The organism is Mycobacterium sp. NGS39 (genome assembly GCF_059812765.1).
In genome coordinates this window covers 220,094-240,860 of record NZ_JCALDH010000001.1, presented here as the reverse complement: position 1 = coordinate 240,860, position 20,767 = coordinate 220,094, and the positions used below count along the sequence as shown (strand labels likewise).

General features: G+C 67.6%; 17 protein-coding genes and 1 pseudogene. 14 read left to right on the top strand and 4 right to left on the bottom strand.

Annotation, left to right across the window (positions count from 1 at the left end; all coding sequences use genetic code 11):
- Positions 1-73 precede the first annotated feature (73 nt).
- The 5 genes from AC5Y39_RS01175 to AC5Y39_RS01155 all read left to right on the top strand — a co-directional run bounded on the left by AC5Y39_RS01175 (position 74) and on the right by AC5Y39_RS01155 (position 3,497).
- Positions 74-709 (top strand): 5-oxoprolinase subunit B family protein, encoded by a 636-nt coding sequence (locus AC5Y39_RS01175; RefSeq protein ID WP_500015895.1) that lies wholly within the window; start codon positions 74-76, stop codon positions 707-709.
- Entirely contained in the window at positions 706-1,599 is an 894-nt protein-coding gene (locus AC5Y39_RS01170; protein WP_500015894.1) for a 5-oxoprolinase/urea amidolyase family protein, read from the top strand. Before AC5Y39_RS01175 ends, AC5Y39_RS01170 begins: the two co-directional genes overlap by 4 nt.
- 10 nt (positions 1,600-1,609) lie before the next feature.
- Positions 1,610-2,155 carry a GNAT family N-acetyltransferase gene (locus AC5Y39_RS01165; protein ID WP_500015893.1) on the top strand — a complete coding sequence of 182 codons (546 nt, stop codon included), beginning with the start codon at positions 1,610-1,612 and terminating at the stop codon, positions 2,153-2,155.
- 19 nt (positions 2,156-2,174) lie between these two features.
- Positions 2,175-2,954 carry a class I SAM-dependent methyltransferase gene (locus AC5Y39_RS01160; RefSeq protein WP_500015892.1) on the top strand — a complete coding sequence of 260 codons (780 nt, stop codon included), beginning with the start codon at positions 2,175-2,177 and terminating at the stop codon, positions 2,952-2,954.
- A gap of 108 nt (positions 2,955-3,062) precedes the next feature.
- Positions 3,063-3,497 carry an Hsp20/alpha crystallin family protein gene (locus tag AC5Y39_RS01155; protein WP_500015891.1) on the top strand — a complete coding sequence of 145 codons (435 nt, stop codon included), beginning with the start codon at positions 3,063-3,065 and terminating at the stop codon, positions 3,495-3,497.
- Between the two features lie 66 nt (positions 3,498-3,563).
- Here the strand turns inward: AC5Y39_RS01155 and AC5Y39_RS01150 are convergent, their stop codons facing one another.
- The gene (locus tag AC5Y39_RS01150) at positions 3,564-4,328 is read right to left on the bottom strand and encodes an isocitrate lyase/PEP mutase family protein (protein ID WP_500015890.1); all 765 of its coding nucleotides are present in this window, start codon (positions 4,326-4,328) and stop codon (positions 3,564-3,566) included.
- A gap of 110 nt (positions 4,329-4,438) precedes the next feature.
- Here AC5Y39_RS01150 and AC5Y39_RS01145 point away from each other — a divergent pair, with 110 nt between their 5' ends.
- The 5 genes from AC5Y39_RS01145 to AC5Y39_RS01125 all read left to right on the top strand — a co-directional run bounded on the left by AC5Y39_RS01145 (position 4,439) and on the right by AC5Y39_RS01125 (position 10,382).
- The gene (locus AC5Y39_RS01145) at positions 4,439-4,708 is read left to right on the top strand and encodes an Rv0250c family protein (protein ID WP_500015889.1); all 270 of its coding nucleotides are present in this window, start codon (positions 4,439-4,441) and stop codon (positions 4,706-4,708) included.
- Positions 4,705-5,535, top strand: a complete 831-nt coding sequence (sdhC, locus tag AC5Y39_RS01140) for a succinate dehydrogenase subunit SdhC (RefSeq protein ID WP_500015888.1) — start codon at positions 4,705-4,707, stop codon at positions 5,533-5,535. The genes AC5Y39_RS01145 and sdhC overlap by 4 nt, the downstream gene beginning before the upstream one ends.
- A 35-nt stretch (positions 5,536-5,570) precedes the next feature.
- Positions 5,571-7,487 carry a fumarate reductase/succinate dehydrogenase flavoprotein subunit gene (locus AC5Y39_RS01135; protein WP_500015887.1) on the top strand — a complete coding sequence of 639 codons (1,917 nt, stop codon included), beginning with the start codon at positions 5,571-5,573 and terminating at the stop codon, positions 7,485-7,487.
- Complete coding sequence (locus AC5Y39_RS01130; RefSeq protein WP_499961871.1) at positions 7,487-8,239, top strand: succinate dehydrogenase/fumarate reductase iron-sulfur subunit; 753 nt, start codon at positions 7,487-7,489, stop codon at positions 8,237-8,239. Before AC5Y39_RS01135 ends, AC5Y39_RS01130 begins: the two co-directional genes overlap by 1 nt.
- A 307-nt stretch (positions 8,240-8,546) precedes the next feature.
- Positions 8,547-10,382: an acyl-CoA dehydrogenase gene (locus tag AC5Y39_RS01125; RefSeq protein WP_500015886.1), complete on the top strand. Its 1,836-nt coding sequence runs from the start codon at positions 8,547-8,549 to the stop codon at positions 10,380-10,382.
- A 413-nt stretch (positions 10,383-10,795) separates the two neighbouring features.
- Here the strand turns inward: AC5Y39_RS01125 and AC5Y39_RS01120 are convergent, their stop codons facing one another.
- Entirely contained in the window at positions 10,796-12,106 is a 1,311-nt protein-coding gene (locus AC5Y39_RS01120) for an acetyl-CoA C-acetyltransferase (RefSeq protein ID WP_500015885.1), read from the bottom strand.
- A 111-nt stretch (positions 12,107-12,217) separates the two neighbouring features.
- Here AC5Y39_RS01120 and AC5Y39_RS01115 point away from each other — a divergent pair, with 111 nt between their 5' ends.
- The gene (locus AC5Y39_RS01115) at positions 12,218-13,570 is read left to right on the top strand and encodes a 3-oxoacyl-ACP reductase (protein WP_500015884.1); all 1,353 of its coding nucleotides are present in this window, start codon (positions 12,218-12,220) and stop codon (positions 13,568-13,570) included.
- Between the two features lies 1 nt (position 13,571).
- Complete coding sequence (locus AC5Y39_RS01110; protein ID WP_500015883.1) at positions 13,572-14,429, top strand: MaoC family dehydratase; 858 nt, start codon at positions 13,572-13,574, stop codon at positions 14,427-14,429.
- 117 nt (positions 14,430-14,546) lie between these two features.
- On the opposite strand, the gene AC5Y39_RS01105 is transcribed toward AC5Y39_RS01110, so the two are convergent.
- Positions 14,547-15,161 (bottom strand): TetR/AcrR family transcriptional regulator, encoded by a 615-nt coding sequence (locus AC5Y39_RS01105; RefSeq protein ID WP_500015882.1) that lies wholly within the window; start codon positions 15,159-15,161, stop codon positions 14,547-14,549.
- Positions 15,162-15,182: 21 nt separating this feature from the next.
- Complete coding sequence (locus AC5Y39_RS01100) at positions 15,183-16,406, bottom strand: glycoside hydrolase family 3 N-terminal domain-containing protein (RefSeq protein WP_500015881.1); 1,224 nt, start codon at positions 16,404-16,406, stop codon at positions 15,183-15,185.
- A gap of 92 nt (positions 16,407-16,498) precedes the next feature.
- Between AC5Y39_RS01100 and AC5Y39_RS01095 the strand changes: the two genes are divergently transcribed.
- Both AC5Y39_RS01095 and AC5Y39_RS01090 read left to right on the top strand, forming a co-directional pair.
- A complete protein-coding gene (locus AC5Y39_RS01095; RefSeq protein WP_499905018.1) occupies positions 16,499-16,669 on the top strand; it encodes a DUF2613 domain-containing protein in 171 nt (56 codons plus the stop codon).
- Positions 16,617-19,943, top strand: a pseudogene (locus AC5Y39_RS01090) (alpha-(1->3)-arabinofuranosyltransferase domain-containing protein); the annotation flags it as partial. The gene AC5Y39_RS01095 and the pseudogene AC5Y39_RS01090, both read left to right, overlap by 53 nt.
- Between the last annotated feature and the right edge of the window lie 824 nt (positions 19,944-20,767).

Sequence of the window (20,767 nt, the reverse complement as noted above, 5' to 3'; positions counted from 1 at the left end):
CGGCACCGCAAAGGCAGCCGGCAGCGCACTCAGGGTTGGTTACCTGGCCCGCATCCGGGGCTACCGTGGATGAATGGGCGTCGCAACGGATCTGAGGATGCTCGATTACGGGGACCATGCCCTGTTGCTGGAATGCGAGAGCACCGCCCACGTGCTGGCCTTGACAGCGGCGCTTCGGGAAGCGGAGCTCGTCAGTGTCACCGACATCGTGCCCGCATCACGAACAGTGTTGGTGAAAGTGGCCGCCGCCCGATACCTTCCGGGCGCACGGCGGCGGATCGAGAAGCTGCGCGTGGCCTCCGGCGACGACGTCGTCACTTCCGCCACCCCGGACGTCGTCCTCGAAGTCGTCTACGACGGAGCTGATCTCGAGGAGGTTGGCCGACTCACCGGGCTCGGCGCGTCAGGCGTCGTCGCCGCGCACACCGGTGCGCTCTGGCGGGTGGCGTTCGGGGGGTTCGTTCCCGGCTTCGCCTACCTGGTCGGCGGTGACCCGCGGCTGGCCGTGCCCCGCCGTGACGAGCCGCGGACCCGGGTGCCGGCCGGATCAGTCGCGCTCGCAGGCGAATTCAGCGGTGTGTATCCGCGGGAGACGCCCGGCGGCTGGCAGTTGATCGGGCATACCGACGCGGTGCTGTGGGACATCGACCGGCGGGAACCGGCACTGCTGACAGCAGGGATGACCGTGCAATTCCAGGCGGCGCGATGAGTGCGATCACGCTGGAGATCATGCGCACCGGCCCGCTCGCGCTGGTGCAAGACCTCGGCCGGCCCGGACTGGCCCACATCGGTGTGACGAGTTCCGGCGCCGCGGATCGCCGCTCCCACACGCTGGCCAACCGTCTGGTGGCCAACCCCGGTGACCGCGCCACCATCGAGGTGATGTTCGGCGGCTTGTCGGCCCGGGTCCAGGGCGGCGACGTCGCGATTGCGGTCACCGGCGCCGACGCCGACCCGGCTGTCGACGGAATCCCGTTCGGCACCAACAGCATTCATCACGTCCACGACGGACAGGTGATCTCGCTGGGTGCACCGCGCGCAGGGCTGCGCAGCTATCTGGCGGTGCGCGGCGGCGTCGACGTCGCCCCGGTGCTGGGATCGCGCAGCTACGACGTGATGTCGGCGATCGGGCCGGACCCGCTGCAGGCGGGCGACGTGCTGCCGATCGGCGCGCACACCGACGACTTCCCCGAACTGGACCAGGCGCCCGTCGCCTCGCTGAGCGAGCAGCTGGTCGAGCTGACCGTCGTCCCGGGTCCACGTGACGACTGGCTGGCAGATCCGGACGCCCTGGTGCACACCGACTGGGTGGCGTCCGACCGCAGCGACCGCGTGGGAATGCGCCTGGCCGGCACACCGCTTGCGCTGCGCTGGCCCGAGCGGCAGCTGCCCAGCGAGGGCACGACGCGCGGTGCGATTCAGGTGCCGCCCAACGGGTTGCCGGTGATCCTGGGCCCCGACCATCCCGTGACGGGCGGCTATCCCGTCGCGGGGGTGGTCACCGACGCCGACATGGACCGGGTGGCGCAGATTCGCCCCGGTCAGACCGTCCGCTTCCACTGGTCGCGACCGCGGCGTCGGCGCGCAGAGTTGTGGTAGACCCGAGGATGTGCGAACTCAGGTCCACGCCGCCCGCCTGATCCACACGTCCGATCTGGACAACGAGAGCCTGCAGAACGCTCGTCGGCTCCTCATCGACGCGTTCGAGGGAAATTTCGCCGACGACGACTGGGACCACATCCTCGGCGGCATGCACGCTCTCGTCTACCACCACGGCGCGCTGATCGCGCACGCGGCGGTGGTGATGCGCCGGCTGCTGTACCGCGGGAGGCCGTTGCGAGCCGGCTACGTCGAAGGCGTTGCGGTCCGCGAAGACTTCCGCGGACAAGGGCTGGGCAGAGCGTTGATGAACAGCTCAGAACAGGTGATCCGCGGGGCCTACCACCTCGGTGCGCTCAGCCCGTCCGAATCCGCGCGCCACCTGTATGTGGGTCGCGGCTGGATTCAATGGCAGGGCCCGACGTCGGTGCTGGCGCCGACAGGGGTGAAGCGCACCCCCGAGTCCGACGGCTACGTGTTCGTGCTGCCGGTCGACGTCACGCTGGATCCGACCGCAGACCTGGTGTGCGACTGGCGATCTGGCGACGTCTGGTAGCAGGCGTACGTTGGGAGGGGTGACGAACCCGACTGCCTTTCGCCCTAGTCCTGAGACGTTCGACAAACTGTATCGAGGCGAGCCCACGTTCGAGGGCGCTCCCCCGCCGACCGGAATTCCCTGGGACGTCGGCCAAGCCCAGCCGCGGCTGATGGAGCTCGAGGCGCTGGGTGGCATCTCGGGGGAAGTACTCGACATCGGCTGCGGACTCGGTGACAATGCGATTTTCCTTGCGTCGCGGGGTTATTCGGTCACCGCTCTCGACGGGTCGCCGACTGCGATCGAGCGCGCGCGCACCCGCGCAGCGCAGGCGGGCGTGCATGTGACGTTCGGGGTGGCCGACGCGACGGAGCTCACCGGCTACGACGGCCGCTTCGACACCGTGGTGGACAGCGCGCTGTATCACTGCCTCGACGACGACGGCCGGCTGGCTTATGCGGCTGCGCTGCACCGTGCGACGCGGCCGGGCGCGCGCTGGCATCTGTACTGCTTCTCCGACGGCAACGTCAACGGGGTGATCGCACCACTTCGGGCGGTGCCGGAACACAACATTCGCGACACCTTGACGGCCAACGGCTGGCGGATCGAATTTTTGGGGCCGACCACCTACCTGGCCAACACCAGTTCGCTGAGCGGCGATCCGGACGACCTTCCCCAGCAGATGCGCGAGCAGATCCCGCCGGAGCAGCTGGAGCAGATGCGCGACGTGACCGCGCGGTTTGCGGCGATCGTGCCGCTGGTCGACGACGGACGTGTGCATCTGCCGTTCACGGTGGTGCACGCCGTTCGGGTGGGCTGAGCGCGTTCGCTGCTGGCGAACAGACAGCGGAACTTAAGCGTGGTCGACTCAAGTTTTACTCGGTGAAAGGCCGGCATCGGGCCGGCCAACCGCACCGAGGAGGCAACGATGAGCAACCTCAGTTTGTGGACGCGGCCGGCATGGAATCTCGACCGCTGGGTCAACGATTTGTTCGGGCCTGCCGCGGCTAACGACTGGTTCAACGGCTCGTTCACCCCGTCCGCCGAGATCGTCAAGGACGGCGACGACGCAGTCGTGCGGGTTGAGCTGCCGGGTATCGACGTGGAGAAGGACGTCACTGTCGAGGTCGACAACGGCGCGCTGGTCATCCACGGCGAGCGCCGCGACGAGCACTCGGAGGAGAAGGACGGCCGCACCCTGCACGAGATGCGCTACGGGTCGTTCCGACGCGCGTTCGCCATGCCCAAGCACGTCACCGGTGACGACGTCACCGCCAGCTATGACGCCGGCGTGTTGACCGTGCGGGTAGCCGGTGCGTATGCCGGCAGCGAGCCGAAACGCATCGCGATCGAAAGCAAGTAACCGAAAAGCCCCCGAAAAGCCCCCGAAAGCCTTGACGCTCGGGGGCTTTCGTCGTCTCTATGTTCGTCAGTGCCAGCGCTGCAGTATTTCTCGCGCCCGCGCCCCGAGCGCGGCTTGCCAGAACGGGCCGAAACTGATCCGTCCCATGCCGAGCGGACCGAACGAGGCCGGGTCGTCTTCGTCAGGTCTGGCGATCGCGTTGACCGGCAGCGGCAGTTCGCTTGTCAGCCGCCGTAACGTGTCGGGGTCGTGGCGCCCGACGGGATAGAGCACATCGGCGCCGGCTTGCGCCGCTGCGGTTAGCCGCGCGACGGCCCGGTCCACCCGGTCGGCCTCATCACCGTCACGGCGCAAAAACAGATCCGTGCGGGCATTGATCACCACATGCACGCCGGCCGCATCGGCCGCCGCCCGGAGCTGACCGACCAGCTCGGCGTGCTCCTGCGCCGACCTCAGTCGCTTGCCTTCGCGGTGCACGGTGTCCTCGATGTTGAACCCGACCGCTCCCACCCTCAGCAGCCCGTCGATCAGCCGCTGCGGCGGCTCGCCGTACCCGGACTCGACGTCGACTGAGATCGGCACGTCGACCGCGGCGGTGATCTGCGCGACGCGGGCAAGCAGGTCGTCGAACGCCATGCCTTCGCCGTCGGGCTTGCCGACCGAGTCGGCCACCGGGTGACTGCCCACCGTCAAAGCCGCGAACCCCGCCTCGACGGCAAGGTGCGCCGACCAGGCATCCCATACCGTCGGAAGCACCACCGGATCGCCCGGCCGGTGCAGAGCCAGCAGCGCCGACGCGTGCTGACGAAGTTGCTCGGTGGTACGCGTCACTGCCGGGCCTTCCTGATCGATTCCGTGACAGGTTTCACGCAGGACACCATTCTGTGGCTCGTGCTGCGTGTCGTACTGTGCTCTTGACACCTTCAGCCCAAGGAGGACCGTTGTCCAGCTCAGCCGAGCTTGCCGAGCTGCGCCATCTGGTCGGTGGTGTCAGGCAGTACGTCGTGTCGACGAAGTCTCAGTTCGAAGACGTTCCGCCGACGCGCCGCCTGTCTGGCGACGCCGACATCGACGCAGCCGAGCTGGACGTGGAACGCGCCGCACAGCGGCAGACGGGAGAGACGATTCCTGTGCCGGACATCCAGTACGACACCGTCTTCTGGCGTGACGCCGACAGCGAGCGCGTCGACGGCCGGGCCGGTGTGCGATGAGCGCCCCGACCAAGCCAGGCCAAGGTACCGGAGTTTTCTCACCCAGGCGGGCAGACCTGCCGCAGCGCACACTGCGCACCGACAAGTGGTGGCTGCCGACGCTGTGGACCGACCTCGGGTTCGCCACGTTCGTCATCTACGCCACCGTGCGCGCGTTCTGGGGCAGCGGCTACTACGTCAAGGAATACAACTACCTGACGCCGTTCTACTCTCCCTGCGTCAGCACCGGCTGCGTGGAGGGGTCCAGTCACTTCTGGCCGCAGTTCCTGCCTGACTGGTGGTGGTTGCCCTACGCCGCCGTGACATTGCCGTTCCTTCTCGCCTTCCGGTTGACGTGTTACTACTACCGCAAGGCCTACTACCGCTCCGTGTGGCAGTCGCCCCCGGCTTGTGCTGTGGCAGAACCACATTCGGCCTACACCGGCGAGACCCGGCTACCACTGCTCCTCCAGAACGCACATCGCTACTTCTTCTATGCGGCGTTCATCATCTCGTTGATCAACACCTACGACGCAATCGTGGCGTTTCACTCCGACCACACCGCAAGCGGTTTCGGCTTCGGGTTCGGCAACGTCATTCTCGTCGTCAACGTGATTTTGCTCTGGATCTACACGCTGTCGTGCCACTCGTGCCGGCACATCGTCGGCGGCCGTCTCAAGCACTTCTCCAAGCATCCGGTGCGGTACTGGTTCTGGACGCAGGTCAGCGTGCTCAACACCAAGCACATGCAGTGGGCGTGGATCACGCTGGGGACGCTGATCCTCACCGACCTCTACATCATGCTGGTGTCCAGCGGCGTGATTCATGACTTGAGATTCGTTGGCTGACAGGCTTTCCCACAAAGACGTAACGGAGTTTTCCCATGGTTGAAATCGAACGGCACTCCTTCGACGTGGTCGTCGTCGGCGCCGGCGGGTCGGGCTTGCGCGCGGTCATCGAAGCACGCGAACGCGGCCTGAAGGTGGCCGTGGTGTGTAAGTCGCTGTTCGGCAAGGCGCACACCGTGATGGCGGAGGGCGGCTGTGCCGCAGCCATGGGCAACGCGAATCCAAAAGACAACTGGCAGGTGCACTTCCGCGACACCATGCGTGGCGGCAAGTTCCTGAACAACTGGCGCATGGCCGAGCTGCACGCTCGCGAGGCGCCGGACCGGGTGTGGGAGCTGGAGACCTACGGCGCACTGTTCGACCGGACCAAGGACGGCCGGATCAGCCAGCGCAACTTCGGCGGCCACACCTACGCGCGGCTCGCCCACGTGGGTGACCGCACCGGCCTGGAGATCATCCGGACCATGCAGCAGAAGATCGTCTCGCTGCAGCAGGAGGACAAGGCCGAGCTGGGCGACTACGAGGCGCGCATCAAGGTGTTCGCCGAGTGCACCATCACCGACCTGCTCAAGGACGGCGACCGGATCTCGGGCGCCTTTGCCTACTGGCGGCAGAACGGGAAGTTCGTGCTGTTCGAGGCGCCGGCGATCGTGATGGCCACCGGCGGAATCGGCAAGTCCTACAAGGTGACGTCGAACTCGTGGGAGTACACCGGTGACGGGCACGCGCTGGCGCTGCGCGCCGGGGCGACGCTGATCAACATGGAGTTCGTCCAGTTCCACCCGACCGGGATGGTCTGGCCGCCCAGCGTGAAGGGCATCCTCGTCACCGAGGGCGTACGCGGCGATGGCGGCGTGCTGAAGAACTCCGAGGGCAAGCGGTTCATGTTCGACTACATCCCTCCGGTGTTCAAGGGTCAGTACGCCGAGACCGAGGAAGAGGCGGACCAGTGGCTCAAGGACAACGACTCCGCGCGCCGCACCCCTGACCTGTTGCCCCGCGACGAGGTCGCCCGCGCGATCAACAACGAGGTGAAGTCGGGCCGCGGCACCCCGCACGGTGGGGTGTATCTGGACATCGCGTCGCGGCTGCCGCAGGCCGAGATTCTGCGCCGGCTTCCGTCGATGTATCACCAGTTCATGGAGCTGGCCGAGGTCGACATCACCCGCGAGCCAATGGAAGTGGGCCCGACCTGTCACTACGTGATGGGCGGCATCGAGGTGGATCCCGACACCGGGGCCGCCAAGGTGCCCGGACTGTTCGCGGCCGGTGAGTGCTCGGGCGGCATGCACGGCAGCAACCGGCTGGGGGGCAATTCGCTGTCGGACTTGCTGGTGTTCGGCCGCCGCGCCGGACTGGGCGCCGCCGACTACGTGCGGAGCCTGAAAGACCGCCCGGCCGTGAGTGATTCGGCGGTCGAGCAGGCGGCCAAGTTGGCGCTGGCGCCGTTCGAAGGGCCGTCCAACGGTGAGAAGGCGGAGAACCCCTACACGCTGCAGCTCGACCTGCAAGACACGATGAACGAGCTCGTCGGAATCATTCGCAAAGCCGACGAGATCACTCAGGCTCTGGACAAGCTGACCGAGCTGCGCGAGCGGTTCAAGAACCTGAAGGTGGAAGGCGACCGGCTGTACAACCCCGGCTGGAACCTGGCGATCGACTTGCGCAACATGTTGCTGGTCAGCGAGTGCGTGGCCAAGGCGGCGCTCGAGCGCACGGAGAGCCGCGGCGGGCACACCCGCGATGACCATCCGTCCATGGACGCAAACTGGCGCAAGACGCTGCTGGTGTGCCGGGCCGAAGGCGGCGACACCGTGGTGCCAGACATCAGCGTGACGCGCGAACCGCAGGTTCCGATGCGTCCAGATCTATTGGAGCTCTTCGAGATCGAAGAACTCGAGAAGTACTTCACCGACGAAGAGCTGGCCGACCACCCGGGACGGAGAGCGTAATGACCTACAACGCAACCATGCGCGTCTGGCGCGGTGACGACACCAGCGGCGCACTGCAGGACTTCACCGTCGAGGTCAACGAGGGCGAGGTGGTGCTCGACATCATCCACCGCCTGCAACAGACCCAGGCGCCCGACCTCGCGGTGCGGTGGAACTGTAAGGCGGGCAAGTGCGGATCGTGCTCGGCGGAGATCAACGGCCGCCCCAAGCTGATGTGCATGACCCGGATGTCGACCTTCGGCCCCGACGAAGTCGTCACCGTGACGCCGCTGCGCACGTTCCCGGTGATCCGCGACCTCGTCACCGACGTGTCCTTCAACTACGAGAAGGCGCGCGAGATCCCGTCGTTCACGCCACCGAAGGACCTGCAGCCCGGCGAGTACCGGATGCAGCAGGAGGACGTGAACCGCAGCCAAGAGTTCCGCAAGTGCATCGAGTGCTTCTTGTGCCAAACGGTCTGCCACGTGATCCGCGACCACGAGGACAACAAGAAGGCGTTCGCCGGGCCGCGGTATCTGATGCGTCAGGCCGAACTCGACATGCACCCGTTGGACACCTTGAACCGTCGTCCCGAGACTGCGGTCGAGGAGAACGGCCTGGGCTTCTGCAACATCACCAAGTGCTGCACCGAGGTGTGCCCGGAGCACATCAAGATCACCGACAACGCGTTGATCCCGATGAAGGAGCGCGCGGTCGACCGCAAGTACGACCCGGTGGTCTGGCTGGGCAGCAAGATCTTCCGGCGGAAGTAGTTCTGCGCAGGCACTTGCCCTGCCAGAGGGAATCGGTGCGAGACGCGCCGACGCGCTGGTTGCTGTCCGCCGCTGGCGGCGCCCGTTCAGGCCTTGCTTTCGTCGGTTCATGCCGCGCGGGCGTGTCGCGTCTGCCCTGGTCATCACGCATCGTCGACCGTTGCTGAGCGCTCAACCAACCGGTTTGTTAATTAGCTCACATTGGAATTTGCGAATAAGTTACCGGCCGGTATAGTTGTGCCAGTTACTGGTGGGTAACTTAGCAGCAAGTACCCAACCACTGTGGCGCTCTCAACGAGGAGGAACCGTGAGCCACTACAAGAGCAACGTCCGCGATCAGGAGTTCAACCTGTTCGACGTATTCGGCGTTGACAAGGCGCTTGGCCAGGGCGAGTACAGCGACCTGGACGGCGACACCGCCCGCGAGATGCTAGCCGAGATGAGCCGGCTGGCCGAGGGCCCGATCGCGGAATCGTTCGTCGAGGGCGACCGCAATCCCCCTGTTTTCGATCCCAAGACCCACTCGGTGACGCTGCCGGAGGCGTTCAAGAAGTCGGTTCACGCCGTCACCGAAGGCGGCTGGGACAAGGTGGGCATCGAAGAGGCGCTGGGCGGCATGCCGATGCCGCGGGCGCTGGTCTGGGCCCTGCACGAGCACATCTTGGGCGCCAACCCCGCGGTGTGGATGTACGCCGGCGGGGCCGGGTTCGCCAACATCCTCTACCACCTGGGAACCGAGGAGCAGAAGAAGTGGGCCGTGCTGGCCGCAGAGCGCGGCTGGGGCGCCACGATGGTGCTGACCGAGCCCGACGCGGGCTCCGACGTCGGTGCCGGGCGCACCAAGGCCGTGCAGCAGGACGACGGGTCCTGGCACATCGACGGCGTCAAGCGGTTCATCACCTCCGCTGACTCCGGCGACCTGTTCGAGAACATCTTCCACCTGGTGCTTGCCCGTCCCGAGGGCGCCGGCCCCGGCACCAAGGGCCTGTCGCTGTTCTTCGTGCCGAAGTTCCTGTTCGACTTCGAAACCGGCGAGCTGGGCGAGCGCAACGGAGTGTTCGTCACCAACGTCGAGCACAAGATGGGCCTGAAGGTGTCGGCGACGTGTGAGCTGTCGTTCGGCCAGCACGGCGTTCCGGCCAAGGGCTGGCTCGTCGGCGAGGTGCACAACGGCATCGCGCAAATGTTCGAGGTGATCGAACAGGCGCGAATGATGGTGGGCACCAAGGCAATCGCCACTCTGTCGACCGGCTACCTCAACGCACTCGAGTACGCCAAGGAACGCGTGCAGGGCGCCGACATGACCCAGATGACCGACAAGACCGCTCCGCGGGTGACCATCACCCACCACCCGGACGTGCGCCGGTCGCTGATGACCCAGAAGGCTTACGCCGAGGGTCTGCGCGCGCTGTACATCTACGCGGCCACATTCCAGGACAGCGCAGTGGCCAAGGCCGTGCACGACGTCGACGCCGATCTGGCGGTGCGGGTCAACGATCTGCTGCTGCCCGTGGTCAAGGGCGTGGGCTCCGAGCAGGCATATGCCAAGCTCACCGAGAGCCTGCAGACACTGGGCGGGTCGGGCTTCCTCCAGGACTACCCGATCGAGCAGTACATCCGTGACTCCAAGATCGACTCGCTCTACGAGGGCACGACGGCCATCCAGGCGCAGGACTTCTTCTTCCGCAAGATCATCCGCGACAAGGGTGTGGCGCTGTCACACGTGGCGGGCCAGATCGAGCAGTTCGTGAAGAACGAGGACGGCAACGGCCGGCTGAAGGCCGAGCGTGCGCTGCTGGAGACAGCGCTGCAGGACGTGCAGGCCATGGCCGCGTCGCTGACCGGCTACCTGATGGCCGCCCAGGAGGATCCGACCAGCGTCTACAAGGTGGGCCTGGGCTCGGTGCGGTTCCTGATGTCCGTCGGTGACCTGCTGATCGGCTGGCTGTTGCAGAAGCACGCCGCGGTGGCCATCGAGAAGCTCGACGCCGGCGCCAGCGGTGCCGACCGTGACTTCTACGAGGGCAAGATCGCGGTGGCGTCGTTCTTCGCGAAGAACTTCCTGCCGCTGCTGACCAGCACCCGCGTGGTTCTGGAGAACATCGACAACGACGTGATGGAGGTCCCTGAAGCGGCCTTCTGATCGCTCACGCGAAAGCCCCCGATCCCCTTGCGGGACGGGGGCTTTCGCGTTGAAGGCGGGTTCGGGGCGGCAATCGAGTGCGTCTCTCTTGTCCTGCGCTGCCGGATTTCATCTCGTCACCGGCTATTTGGATCGGCCAGCCCCGAACCCGTCGTGCTGACGATGGTAGTCCCGATGTCCGGTCGCCACTAGAGGAATCCAAAAGAAGGCCCGGATTTCCGCTGCCGAATAGGCCGAACCGCCGCCGGCCCCCCTCTTGCCGGCGGCGGTTCAAGCCTGGCTAGTGACACCCCGTGTTGTCGTCGGGTCGGGGGGTCAGACGGCAACACGGGGCTAACCAGATATCGGCCCGGTTGGCGGGCGCGTTACAGCCCGCCACAGAGTTTTTTCGCGCGGGCAGCCCCGGGGACTGCTCAGGCTTCCAAGATTGCCGCGACGCCCTGGCCACCGGCCGCGCAGATCGAGATCAGGCCGCGGACAGTGCCTTTGGCGCCGCCGCCTTCCTTCTTCTTCTCCGCCAGCTGCTTGGCGAGCTGAGCCACGATCCGGCCGCCGGTCGCGGCGAACGGATGTCCGGCCGCGATCGACGAGCCGTTCACGTTGAGTTTGGACCGGTCGATCGAGCCGAGCGCCGCGTCGAGGCCCAGGCGCTCCTTGCAGTACTCCTCGGACTCCCATGCCTGCAGGTGACACAGCACCACCGATGCGAACGCCTCGTGGATCTCGTAGAAGTCGAAATCCTGCAGGCTCAAACCGTTGCGGGCCAGCAGCCGCGGCACCGCATACGTGGGCGCCATCAGCAGACCGTCGGGACCGTTGACGTAGTCGACCGCGGCGGTCTCGGCGTCGACGAAGTACGCCAGCGGTTCAAGCGAATGCTGTTCGGCCCAGTCCTCACTGGCCAGCAATGCCACCGAGGCGCCGTCGGTCAGCGGTGTGGAATTGCCGGCCGTCATCGTCGCGTCGCCGGCCTTGACCCCGAACACCGGCTTGAGCTTCGCGAGCTTCTCCACCGACGCGTCCGGCCGCAGGTTGTTGTCGCGGTACACCCCGAGGAACGGGGTCACCAGATCGTCGAAGAACCCGCGGTCGTATGCGGCGCTCATGTTGCGATGGCTCGCGGCCGCGAGCTCGTCCTGCGCGACGCGGCTGATGCCCATCTTCTTGGCGGTGATCGCCTGATGTTCGCCCATCGACAAGCCGGTGCGCGGCTCGCTGTTGACCGGGATCTCCACGCCCAGGGTCGCCGGCAGCTTGCCCACGAGCTTGAGGCGGTCGAGGTTGGACTTGGCCCGGCGCAAGCCGAGCAGCGTGCGCCGCAGATCGTCGCCGAGCCCGATCGGCGCGTCAGAAGTGGTGTCCACCCCGCCGGCGGCCGCCACCTCGTAGCGCCCGGAAGCGATGCCGTCGGCCGCGGCGATGGTCGCCTGAAGGCCCGTGCCGCACGCCTGCTGCAGGTCGAACGCCGGCGTGTACGACGACAGCGCGCTGCCCAGCACGCACTCGCGCATGAGGTTGAAATCACGGCTGTGCTTGAGCACCGCCCCGCCGATCACTGCGCCCAACCGCTCGCCTTCTAGGCCGAACCGCTCGACGAGACCACCCAGCGCCGCGGTGAACATGTCCTGGTTCGACGCCTCGGCATACGCGCCGTCGGACCGTGCGAACGGAATGCGATTACCCCCCAAAACTGCGACCCGTCGACCGGTTTTATTGCTCGCCACGTTTGCCTCCACTGTGTCTCCGGCTATGAATACCCCATCGTAAACATGCTCCTTACTGCGGAGTAAGTTCGTCTTGACTCCACAGGAACGTCGACTACGAAAGGCATTTCCGTGGCTCCCGATCTGTTCACTCAAGTCGTCAACTCGACGCCTGGGTCGTTTCTGGCCAAACAGCTGGGCATCCCGCAGCCCGAACCACTGCGCCGCTACAAGCCGGGTGAGCCGCCGCTGGCCGGCTCGCTGCTGATCGGCGGCGAGGGCCGCGTGGTCGAGCCGCTGCGCAGCGCGCTGGCCGACGACTACGAGCTGGTACGCAACAACATCGGCGGCAAGTGGGCCGACTCGTTCGGCGGTCTGGTGTTCGACGCCACCGGCATCACTGCGCCGCAGGGCCTAACCGCGCTGTACGAGTTCTTCACTCCGCTGCTGCGCAACCTCGGCCACTCGGCGCGCGTCGTGGTCGTCGGCACCACACCCGACCACGCGGGCAGCGTCGACGAGCACATCGCCCAGCGGGCGCTCGAGGGCTTCACCCGCTCACTGGCCAAGGAATTGCGCAACGGCTCGACTGCACAACTGGTGTACCTTTCCCCGGACGCCAAGCCCGCCGCCACCGGCCTCGAGTCGACGATGCGGTTCATCTTGAGCGGCAAGTCGGCGTACGTGGACGGTCAGGTGTTCTATGTCGGCGCCGCCGACTCGACACCTCCGGCCGACTGGGACAAGCCGCTGGACGGCAAAGTCGCGATTGTCACCGGCGCCGCGCGCGGCATCGGCGCCACGATCGCCGAGGTGTTCGCCCGCGACGGCGCAAAGGTGATCGCCGTCGACGTGGAAGCCTCGCATGAGGCGCTGGGCATCACGGCCTCGAAAGTCGGTGGCACCGCGCTGACCCTGGACGTGACCGCCGACGACGCCGTCGACCGGATCACCGAGCACCTTCGCGACCACTACGACGGGCACGCCGACATCCTGGTCAACAACGCCGGCATCACTCGCGACAAGCTGCTGGTCAACATGGACGACGCGCGCTGGAACGCCGTGCTGGCCGTCAATCTCCTTGCGCCGCAAACGCTTACCCAAGGACTGGTGGACAACGGGTCGATCGGTGAAGGTGGTCGGGTGATCGGGCTGTCCTCGATGGCCGGCATCGCGGGCAACCGCGGCCAAACCAATTACGCGACCACCAAGGCCGGCATGATCGGCATCACGCAGGCTCTGGCGCCGGTGCTTTACGACAAGGGCATCACGATCAACGCGGTCGCGCCCGGCTTCATCGAAACCAAGATGACCGAGGCGATCCCGTTCGCCACCCGGGAGGTCGGCCGCCGGCTGAACTCGCTGTACCAAGGCGGCCAGCCCGTAGACGTCGCCGAGACCATCGCGTACTTCGCCAGCCCCGCGTCGAATGCGGTGACCGGAAACGTGATTCGCGTCTGCGGCCAAGCGATGCTGGGAGCCTGACGTGGGGGCCGTTCAGACCACCGACAAGCCGAGCGGGGTGCTCAACCTGGTGCGGGCCGCCGCGGGCGCGCTGCCGTTCATCCCGCGCGGCGATGAAGTGCCCAACCGCACGCTGAAAGTCGAAGGGCTGCAGATCGACCGGTCCAACGTCGCGGAGTACGCCGCTGTCACGGGGCTGCGCTACGGCGACCGGGTGCCGGTGACGTACCCGTTCGCGCTGACGTTCCCGGTCGTGATGTCGCTGGTGACCGGTTTCGACTTCCCGTTCGCTGCAATGGGTTCGGTGCACGTCGAGAACGACATCACCCAGTACCGCCCGATCTCGGTGACCGACGAAGTGGACGTGAAGGTGCACGCCGAGAACCTGCGTGAGCACCGCCGCGGCTTGCTGGTGGATGTGCTCACGGACGTCAACGTCGGCAACGAGCTGGCCTGGCATCAGGTGACGACGTTTCTGCACCAGCAGCGCACAAGCCTGTCCGACGAGCCGAAGCCGCCGCCGAAGAAGCAACCGAAACTGCCGCCGCCCAACGGCGTGCTGAGCATCAGCGCCGGCCAGATCCGCCGGTACGCCTCGGTGAGCGGGGATCACAATCCCATCCACACCAACCCGATCGCGGCCAAGCTGTTCGGCTTCCCGACCGTCATCGCGCACGGAATGTTCACGGCTGCAGCGGTTTTGCGTACTATCGAAGGCCAGTTGCCCGATGCGGTGCGGTATTCGGTGCGGTTCGGCAAGCCTGTGGTGCTGCCGGCGAAGGCCAATCTGTACGTCTCGCGCACTACCGACGGCTGGGATCTGGCGCTGCGCAACTCGAAAGGCGAGCCGCACCTGACGGGGACGGTTACCGGACTCTGACCAGCGGACGAAGCGGGCGGCGCCTGCGACTGCGTTCACCGACCGCATTGGGTCTGCGTACAGATCGTCATTTCGGCCGAAATCGCGATCTGTACGCAGTCTCGACGCGATGAGGCACTAACTGGCGGCGGCGTCCTCGTCGGCGGGTCGGCCGCGCAGGCCGCGCCAGAACAAGTTGATCAACAGCTCGGCGGCCTCGTCGACGTCGGCTTCTCCGGTGCTCACCCGGTTCGCCACGGCCTCGCCCGCACCGACCAGCGCCACAGCCATCATGTGAAAGTCGCTGCCCGGCTCGGGGTTTCGCGTGCCGGCGCTGAGCAGCCGAGCCACCAGGTCGATGATCCGTTCCCGGCCCTCGCGCACGGTGTGCGAATACAGCTGCGAACTGGTGGCCTGCTGATACAACACGATCCACGACGCCCGGTTCGCGTCGATGTAGCGCATGAACGCCAGAATTGTGCTGCGCAGCAACTCTTTCGGGCTCTGCCTGAGGTCGATGTCGGCACGCACCGCCTCGATGAACCTGCTCAGCTCGCGGTTCAGGCATGCCCCGAACAGCTCGTCTTTGGAGCCGTAGTACAGGTAAAGCATCGGCTTCGAGATCTGAGCTTCGGCGGCGATCGCATCCATCGATGTCTCGTGGTAACCATTGCGCGAGAACATCTCCACGGCGGCGTCGAGCATCTGCTGCTCACGCACGGCGCGCGGCAACCGCTTCGTGCCTCCCGCCATCACTCAAGAGTAAGCAATCAGTCAGCAACCGGGGCTGCGGCCCTTGGCCACCGCCAGCCGCCTGACCTTCTGATCGACGTCTGCGGGAGTCAGCTCGCCGGAGGCGACCGCCGCCTGCAACCGGTCGAGCACGGCGGGCACCTCGTCGGTGGTCACCCACAGCGCGACGTCGGCGCCGGCCTGCAACGCCATCAGCGCGGCGTCCGCGACGCCGTAGCGGTCGCTGATCGCCTTCATGCTCGACAAGTCGTCGGTGAACACCAACCCGTCGAACGGCGGCCCGCCATATCCGCCGCTGCGCAGCAACGCGTACGCCGGCGCGCTGAGGCTTGCCGGCTGGCCGCCGGTCAGATCCGGTACCTCCATGTGCCCGACCATCACCGCGACCGGCTGCTGGGTCACCAGGGTGCGGTACGGGATCAGGTCGTCGTTTTGCAGCGCAGCCAACGGGGGCGCTACCACCGAGGTGGCGTGCGAGTCGCCCGACCCGTGGCCATGCCCGGGGAAGTGCTTGAGGACCGGCAACAGCCCTGCTTCACGCAGGCCCCGCGCGTACTCGCCGGCGTACTGGGTGACCTTCACAGGATCGTCGGCGAAGGACCGGTCACCGATCACGGCGTCGTCGGGCTCATCGGAGACGTCGACCACCGGCGCGAAGTCGACGGTGATGCCGAGCTTGCGCATCGCCTCGCCACGTTGACGGGCCAGCGCGTACACCTGCTCAGGTGAACTGTTCGACGCCAGCGCCCGCGCGGACGGCGCAGGCCCGATCAGCGACGACAGCCGCGACACCCGGCCACCTTCCTCGTCGACGCTGACGGCCACGGGCAGCGGCGTGCCCAACGTCTGGATCTGCTGCAGCGTGCCGTCGCTCAGCATGGCCTTATCGGTCCAGCCGCCGATGAAGATGCCGCCCACGTGGTGGTCGCCGACGACCGCGCGGGCGTCGTCAGCGCCGGTCACCCCGACCATCAGCAGCTGGGCCAGCTTGTCGCGCAGCGGCATGCCGGCGATCGCCGCGTCGTCGCAGACCGGTGCTGCGGCCGGAGCCATCGGCAGGTTGCTCGCCGGCTGCGCACTGGCCGCAGGCTCCTTCGCAGATCCGCCCCGGTGCGCAAACCACACGATGCCCGCAACCACGATGGCGGCGATTGCGAGGACGGCGAAGACGACCTGCAGGATCGGAAGGGCACGCCGACCGTCGTGCCGGCTGTGTTTTTCTGGACGTCGGCTGATCGACGGCATTGCCGGATACTACCGATCGGCGCAGCGAGGACGGGTGCGCCGTCTGCTACGTTGGCGACCAGTCTCGACGACCCTTCGCTAGGAGCCAAACGATGAACCGGTTCGTGCTGCCCGCAGCGGCCAGCATCGTCGTCGGCCTGCTGCTGGGCGCGGCCGCGGTCTTCGGTGTGACGCTGATGGTGCAGCAGGACACCAAGCCGCCGCTGTCGGTTGGCGACGGCGCGTCGATTCTCAATCGGGTGGAGTACGGCGACCGTAGCTAACCTGTCACGGCGCTGGCTGTGGGCCGTCGGCTCCGCCGCGCTGCTTCTGTCTTTCGCCCAGTCACCCGGCCGGGTCTCCCCCGACACCAAGCTCGACCTCACCGCGGCGCCGCTGCGCTTCCTGGCCCGCGCGACGAACCTGTGGAGCAGTGACCTGCCGTTCGGGCAGACCCAGAACCAGGCCTACGGCTATCTGTTTCCGCACGGCGCCTTCTTCCTTCTCGGCGACGTCGTCGGCCTGCCCGGGTGGGTGACGCAGCGCCTGTGGTGGGCGCTGCTGTTGACTGTCGGCTTCTGGGGCCTGCTGCGGGTAGCCGAGGCGCTGGGTATCGGCACCACTAGTTCGCGCGTGATCGCCGCGGCGGCGTTCGCGTTGTCGCCGCGGGTGCTCACGACGCTCGGGTCGATCTCGTCGGAGACCCTGCCGATGATGCTGGCGCCCTGGGTGCTGCTGCCCGTGATTCTGGCGTTGCGCGGCGATGCAGCGGCAGGGCTGACGACATGGAGCCGGGGCTCGCCGCGGGTGCTGGCGGCCCAGGCGTCGGCGGCGGTGGCGTTGATGGGCGCGGTCAATGCGGTGGCGACGCTCACCGGCTGCCTGCCCGCAGTGATTTGGTGGGCCTGTCACCGGCCGAGTCGACGGTGGTGGCGGTTCACCGGGTGGTGGCTGGTCGGCATCGCGCTGGCGACGACGTGGTGGCTGGTTGCACTGGTGCTGCTCGGCCGGGTCAGTCCGCCGTTTTTGGACTTCATCGAGTCGTCGGGCGTCACCGCGCAATGGGCGTCGTTGACCGAGGTGCTGCGCGGCACCGACAGCTGGACGCCGTTCGTCGCGCCGGCGGCTACAGCGGGGCAGTCGCTGGTGACCAGCTCGGTGGCGATCCTGGCCACCACTTTGGTGGCTGCTGCAGGACTGGCCGGCCTGGCGCTGGGCAGCATGCCGGCCCGCGGGCGGCTGGTCACGATGCTGGTGGTCGGTGTCGTCCTGCTGGCCGTCGGCTACTCCGGCGGATTGGGCTCTCCGGTGGCGCATCACGTGCAGGCGTTCCTCGACGCGGCAGGTGCGCCGCTGCGCAACGTCCACAAGCTCGAGCCGGTGATCCGCCTCCCGCTGGTGCTGGGTTTGGCGCATCTGCTGGGCCGTGTCCCGCTGCCCGGCAGCGTGCCCCGGAAGGTGTGGGTGCACGCCCTCGCCCACCCCGAGCACGACAAGCGCGTGGCCGTCGCGATCGTGGTGCTCGTCGCACTGGCGGCCGGCACGTCGCTGGCCTGGACCGGAAGGCTCACTCCCCCAGGTGCTTTCACTGCCATACCGCAGTACTGGCACGACGCGGCCGACTGGCTCGACGAACACAACGCGGATGGGCCGACGCCGGGCAGGGTGCTGGTGGTGCCGGGATCGCCGTTTGCCACCCAGGTGTGGGGCACCAGTCACGACGAGCCGATGCAGGTGCTCGGGAAAAGCCCGTGGGGCGTGCGGGACTCGGTGCCGCTGACCCCGCCCGCAACGATCCGCGCGCTGGACTCCGTCCAGCGTCTCTTCGCTGCGGGTAGGCCCTCCGCTGGTTTAGCGAATACCCTTGACCGCCAAGGGATTTCGTACCTGGTCGTGCGCAACGACCTCGACCCGGACACGTCGCGCTCCGCCCGGCCGATTCTGGTGCACCGGGCGATCAGCGGCTCGCCGGGGCTGACGAAGGTCGCCCAGTTCGGCGATCCGGTGGGGGCAGGCACCGTTTCCGGGTTCGTCGCCGACAGTGACCTGCGCCCGCAATATCCGGCCGTGGAGATCTTCCGCGTCGAGGGCGCACGCGCCGGGCCGTATTTCGCTGATGTCGATGCAATGGCGCGGGTGGACGGCGGCCCCGAGGCGCTGCTGCGGCTCGACGAGCGACGCCGGCTGCAAGGCCAGCCGCCGCTGGGTCCGGTGCTGCTGACGCCTGACGCACAGCGGGCCGGGCTGCCCGTGCCCGTCGTCACCGTCACCGACACACCGCTGGCCCGCGAGACCGACTACGGCCGCGTCGACGACCACTCGTCGGCCGTGCGGGCACCGGGCGATCAGCGGCACACGTTCAACCGTGTGCCCGACTATCCCGCCGCTGCGCGACTTGTCTACGGCGACTGGGTCGGTGGCAGGCTGAGCGCATCCAGCTCGGCCGCCGACTCGACCGCCCTGCCCAACGTTTCGCCCGCGACCAGTCCGGCTGCCGCGGTCGACGGCGACGCGGCGACCAGCTGGGTGTCGAATGCGTTGCAGTCCGCGGTCGGCCAGTGGCTGCAGGTCGACTTCGACAACCCGATCACCAACGCCATGCTCACGATCACCCCGAGCGCGACGGCCGTCGGGGCGCAGGTGCGCAAGATCGAGATCGCCACCGCCGACGGGACGACCACGCTGCGGTACGACAAGCCGGGGCAGCCGCTCACCGCGGCGCTGCCATACGGCGAGACGCCGCGGGTGCGGATGACCGCGGTGGGCACCGACGACGGGTCCGCGGGCGTCCAGTTCGGCATCACCGACATTGCGATCACCCAGTACGACGCCAACGGGTTCGCCCATCCCGTCGAGCTGCGCCACACCGTCGACGTGCCGGGCCCGGGCGCGCCGGCCGTCGCCGGATGGGACCTGGGATCCGAGCTGTTGGGCCGGCTGGGATGCGCCGAGGGCCCGGACCGGGTTCGCTGCGCCGCGACGATGGCGCTTGCACCCGAAGAGCCGGTGAACCTCAGCCGCATGCTCTCGGTGCCCGATGCGGTGAGCGTGACGCCGACGGTGTGGGTCCGCGCACGCCAAGGTCCGAAGCTGGCGGATCTGATCGCGCAACCGGGTGCCGAGCGGGCCAGCGGAGACGCCGATGTGGTGGACGTGCTCGGGTCGGCGTACGCGGCCGCGGACGGCGACCCGCGGACTTCGTGGATCGCCCGGCAGGACACCGTGCACGACCGCACGCCGCCTACCCTCACGCTGAAGCTGCCGAGGCCGGCGGAGGTGGCGGCGTTGCGGCTGACGCCGAGTTCGTCCTCGGTGCCGGCGCATCCGAGGCTGGTGGCGGTGGATCTCGGTGACGGCCCGCAGGTGCACGACATGACGGGTAGTCCGGACGGCGACGGCGACACCCGCACGCTGCGGCTGGCGACGCGGGTCACCGACACGGTTCGGATCAGCGTGCTGGACTGGGACGACGTCATCGACCGCACGGCGCTCGGGTTCGATCAGCTCAAGCCGCCGGGCATTGCGGAGGTGACCGCGCTGAGCCCGGACGGCACGCCGATCGAGGCCGCCGACGCCGGGCGAAACCTGGCCCGAGCGGTCGACCTCGAATGTGGGCGCGGCCCCGCCCTCGCGATCGCGGGGCGGTTCGTTCAGACCTCGGTGCACACCACGGTGCGCGCCCTGCTGTCGGGGGAACCGATCGCCGCGCAGCCGTGCCAGCCCGAGCCGATCACCTTGCCCGCCGGTGAGCAGGAGCTGCTGATCAGCCCGGGCGAGGGCTTCGTCGTCGACGGCGCGCAACTGGTGGCCACCCCGCCGCAGCATCCTGCCGCGGTGACGCAGGCAGCGGTCGGCGCCTGGGGGCCGGACCACCGCAAGGTGCACACCGATCCGGCGCCCACCGCCCGCGTGCTCGTCGTACCGGAGAGCGTCAACCCCGGCTGGGTGGCGCGCACCGACGACGGCCGACAGTTGACGGCGGTGACGGTCAACGGCTGGCAGCAAGGCTGGGTGGTGCCGGCCGGAGTCGGCGGCACGATCACGCTGACCTTTCCGTCCAACGCGCTGTACCGGGCCGGCTTGTTCTGGGGGCTCGCGTTGCTGCCGCTGCTGGCACTGTTGGTGCTGATTCGGCCGCGCAGAGAAACCGGCCTGGAGCCCGCGCGTACCTGGCAGCCGCCCGTGGCGGTGGCAGGCGTTGCGGCACTGGCAGTGGGCTGGCTGATCTCCGGGCTCGCCGGGATCGCGCTGTTCGGCGGGCTCCTAGGCCTTCGCTACTGGCTGCAAAACTTCGGCAGGACAAGGCTTCTCGAGCGCATCACGCTCGGTGCCACTGCGACGAGCTTCGTGTTGGCCGGTGCTGCGCTGTCGCGGCATCCGTG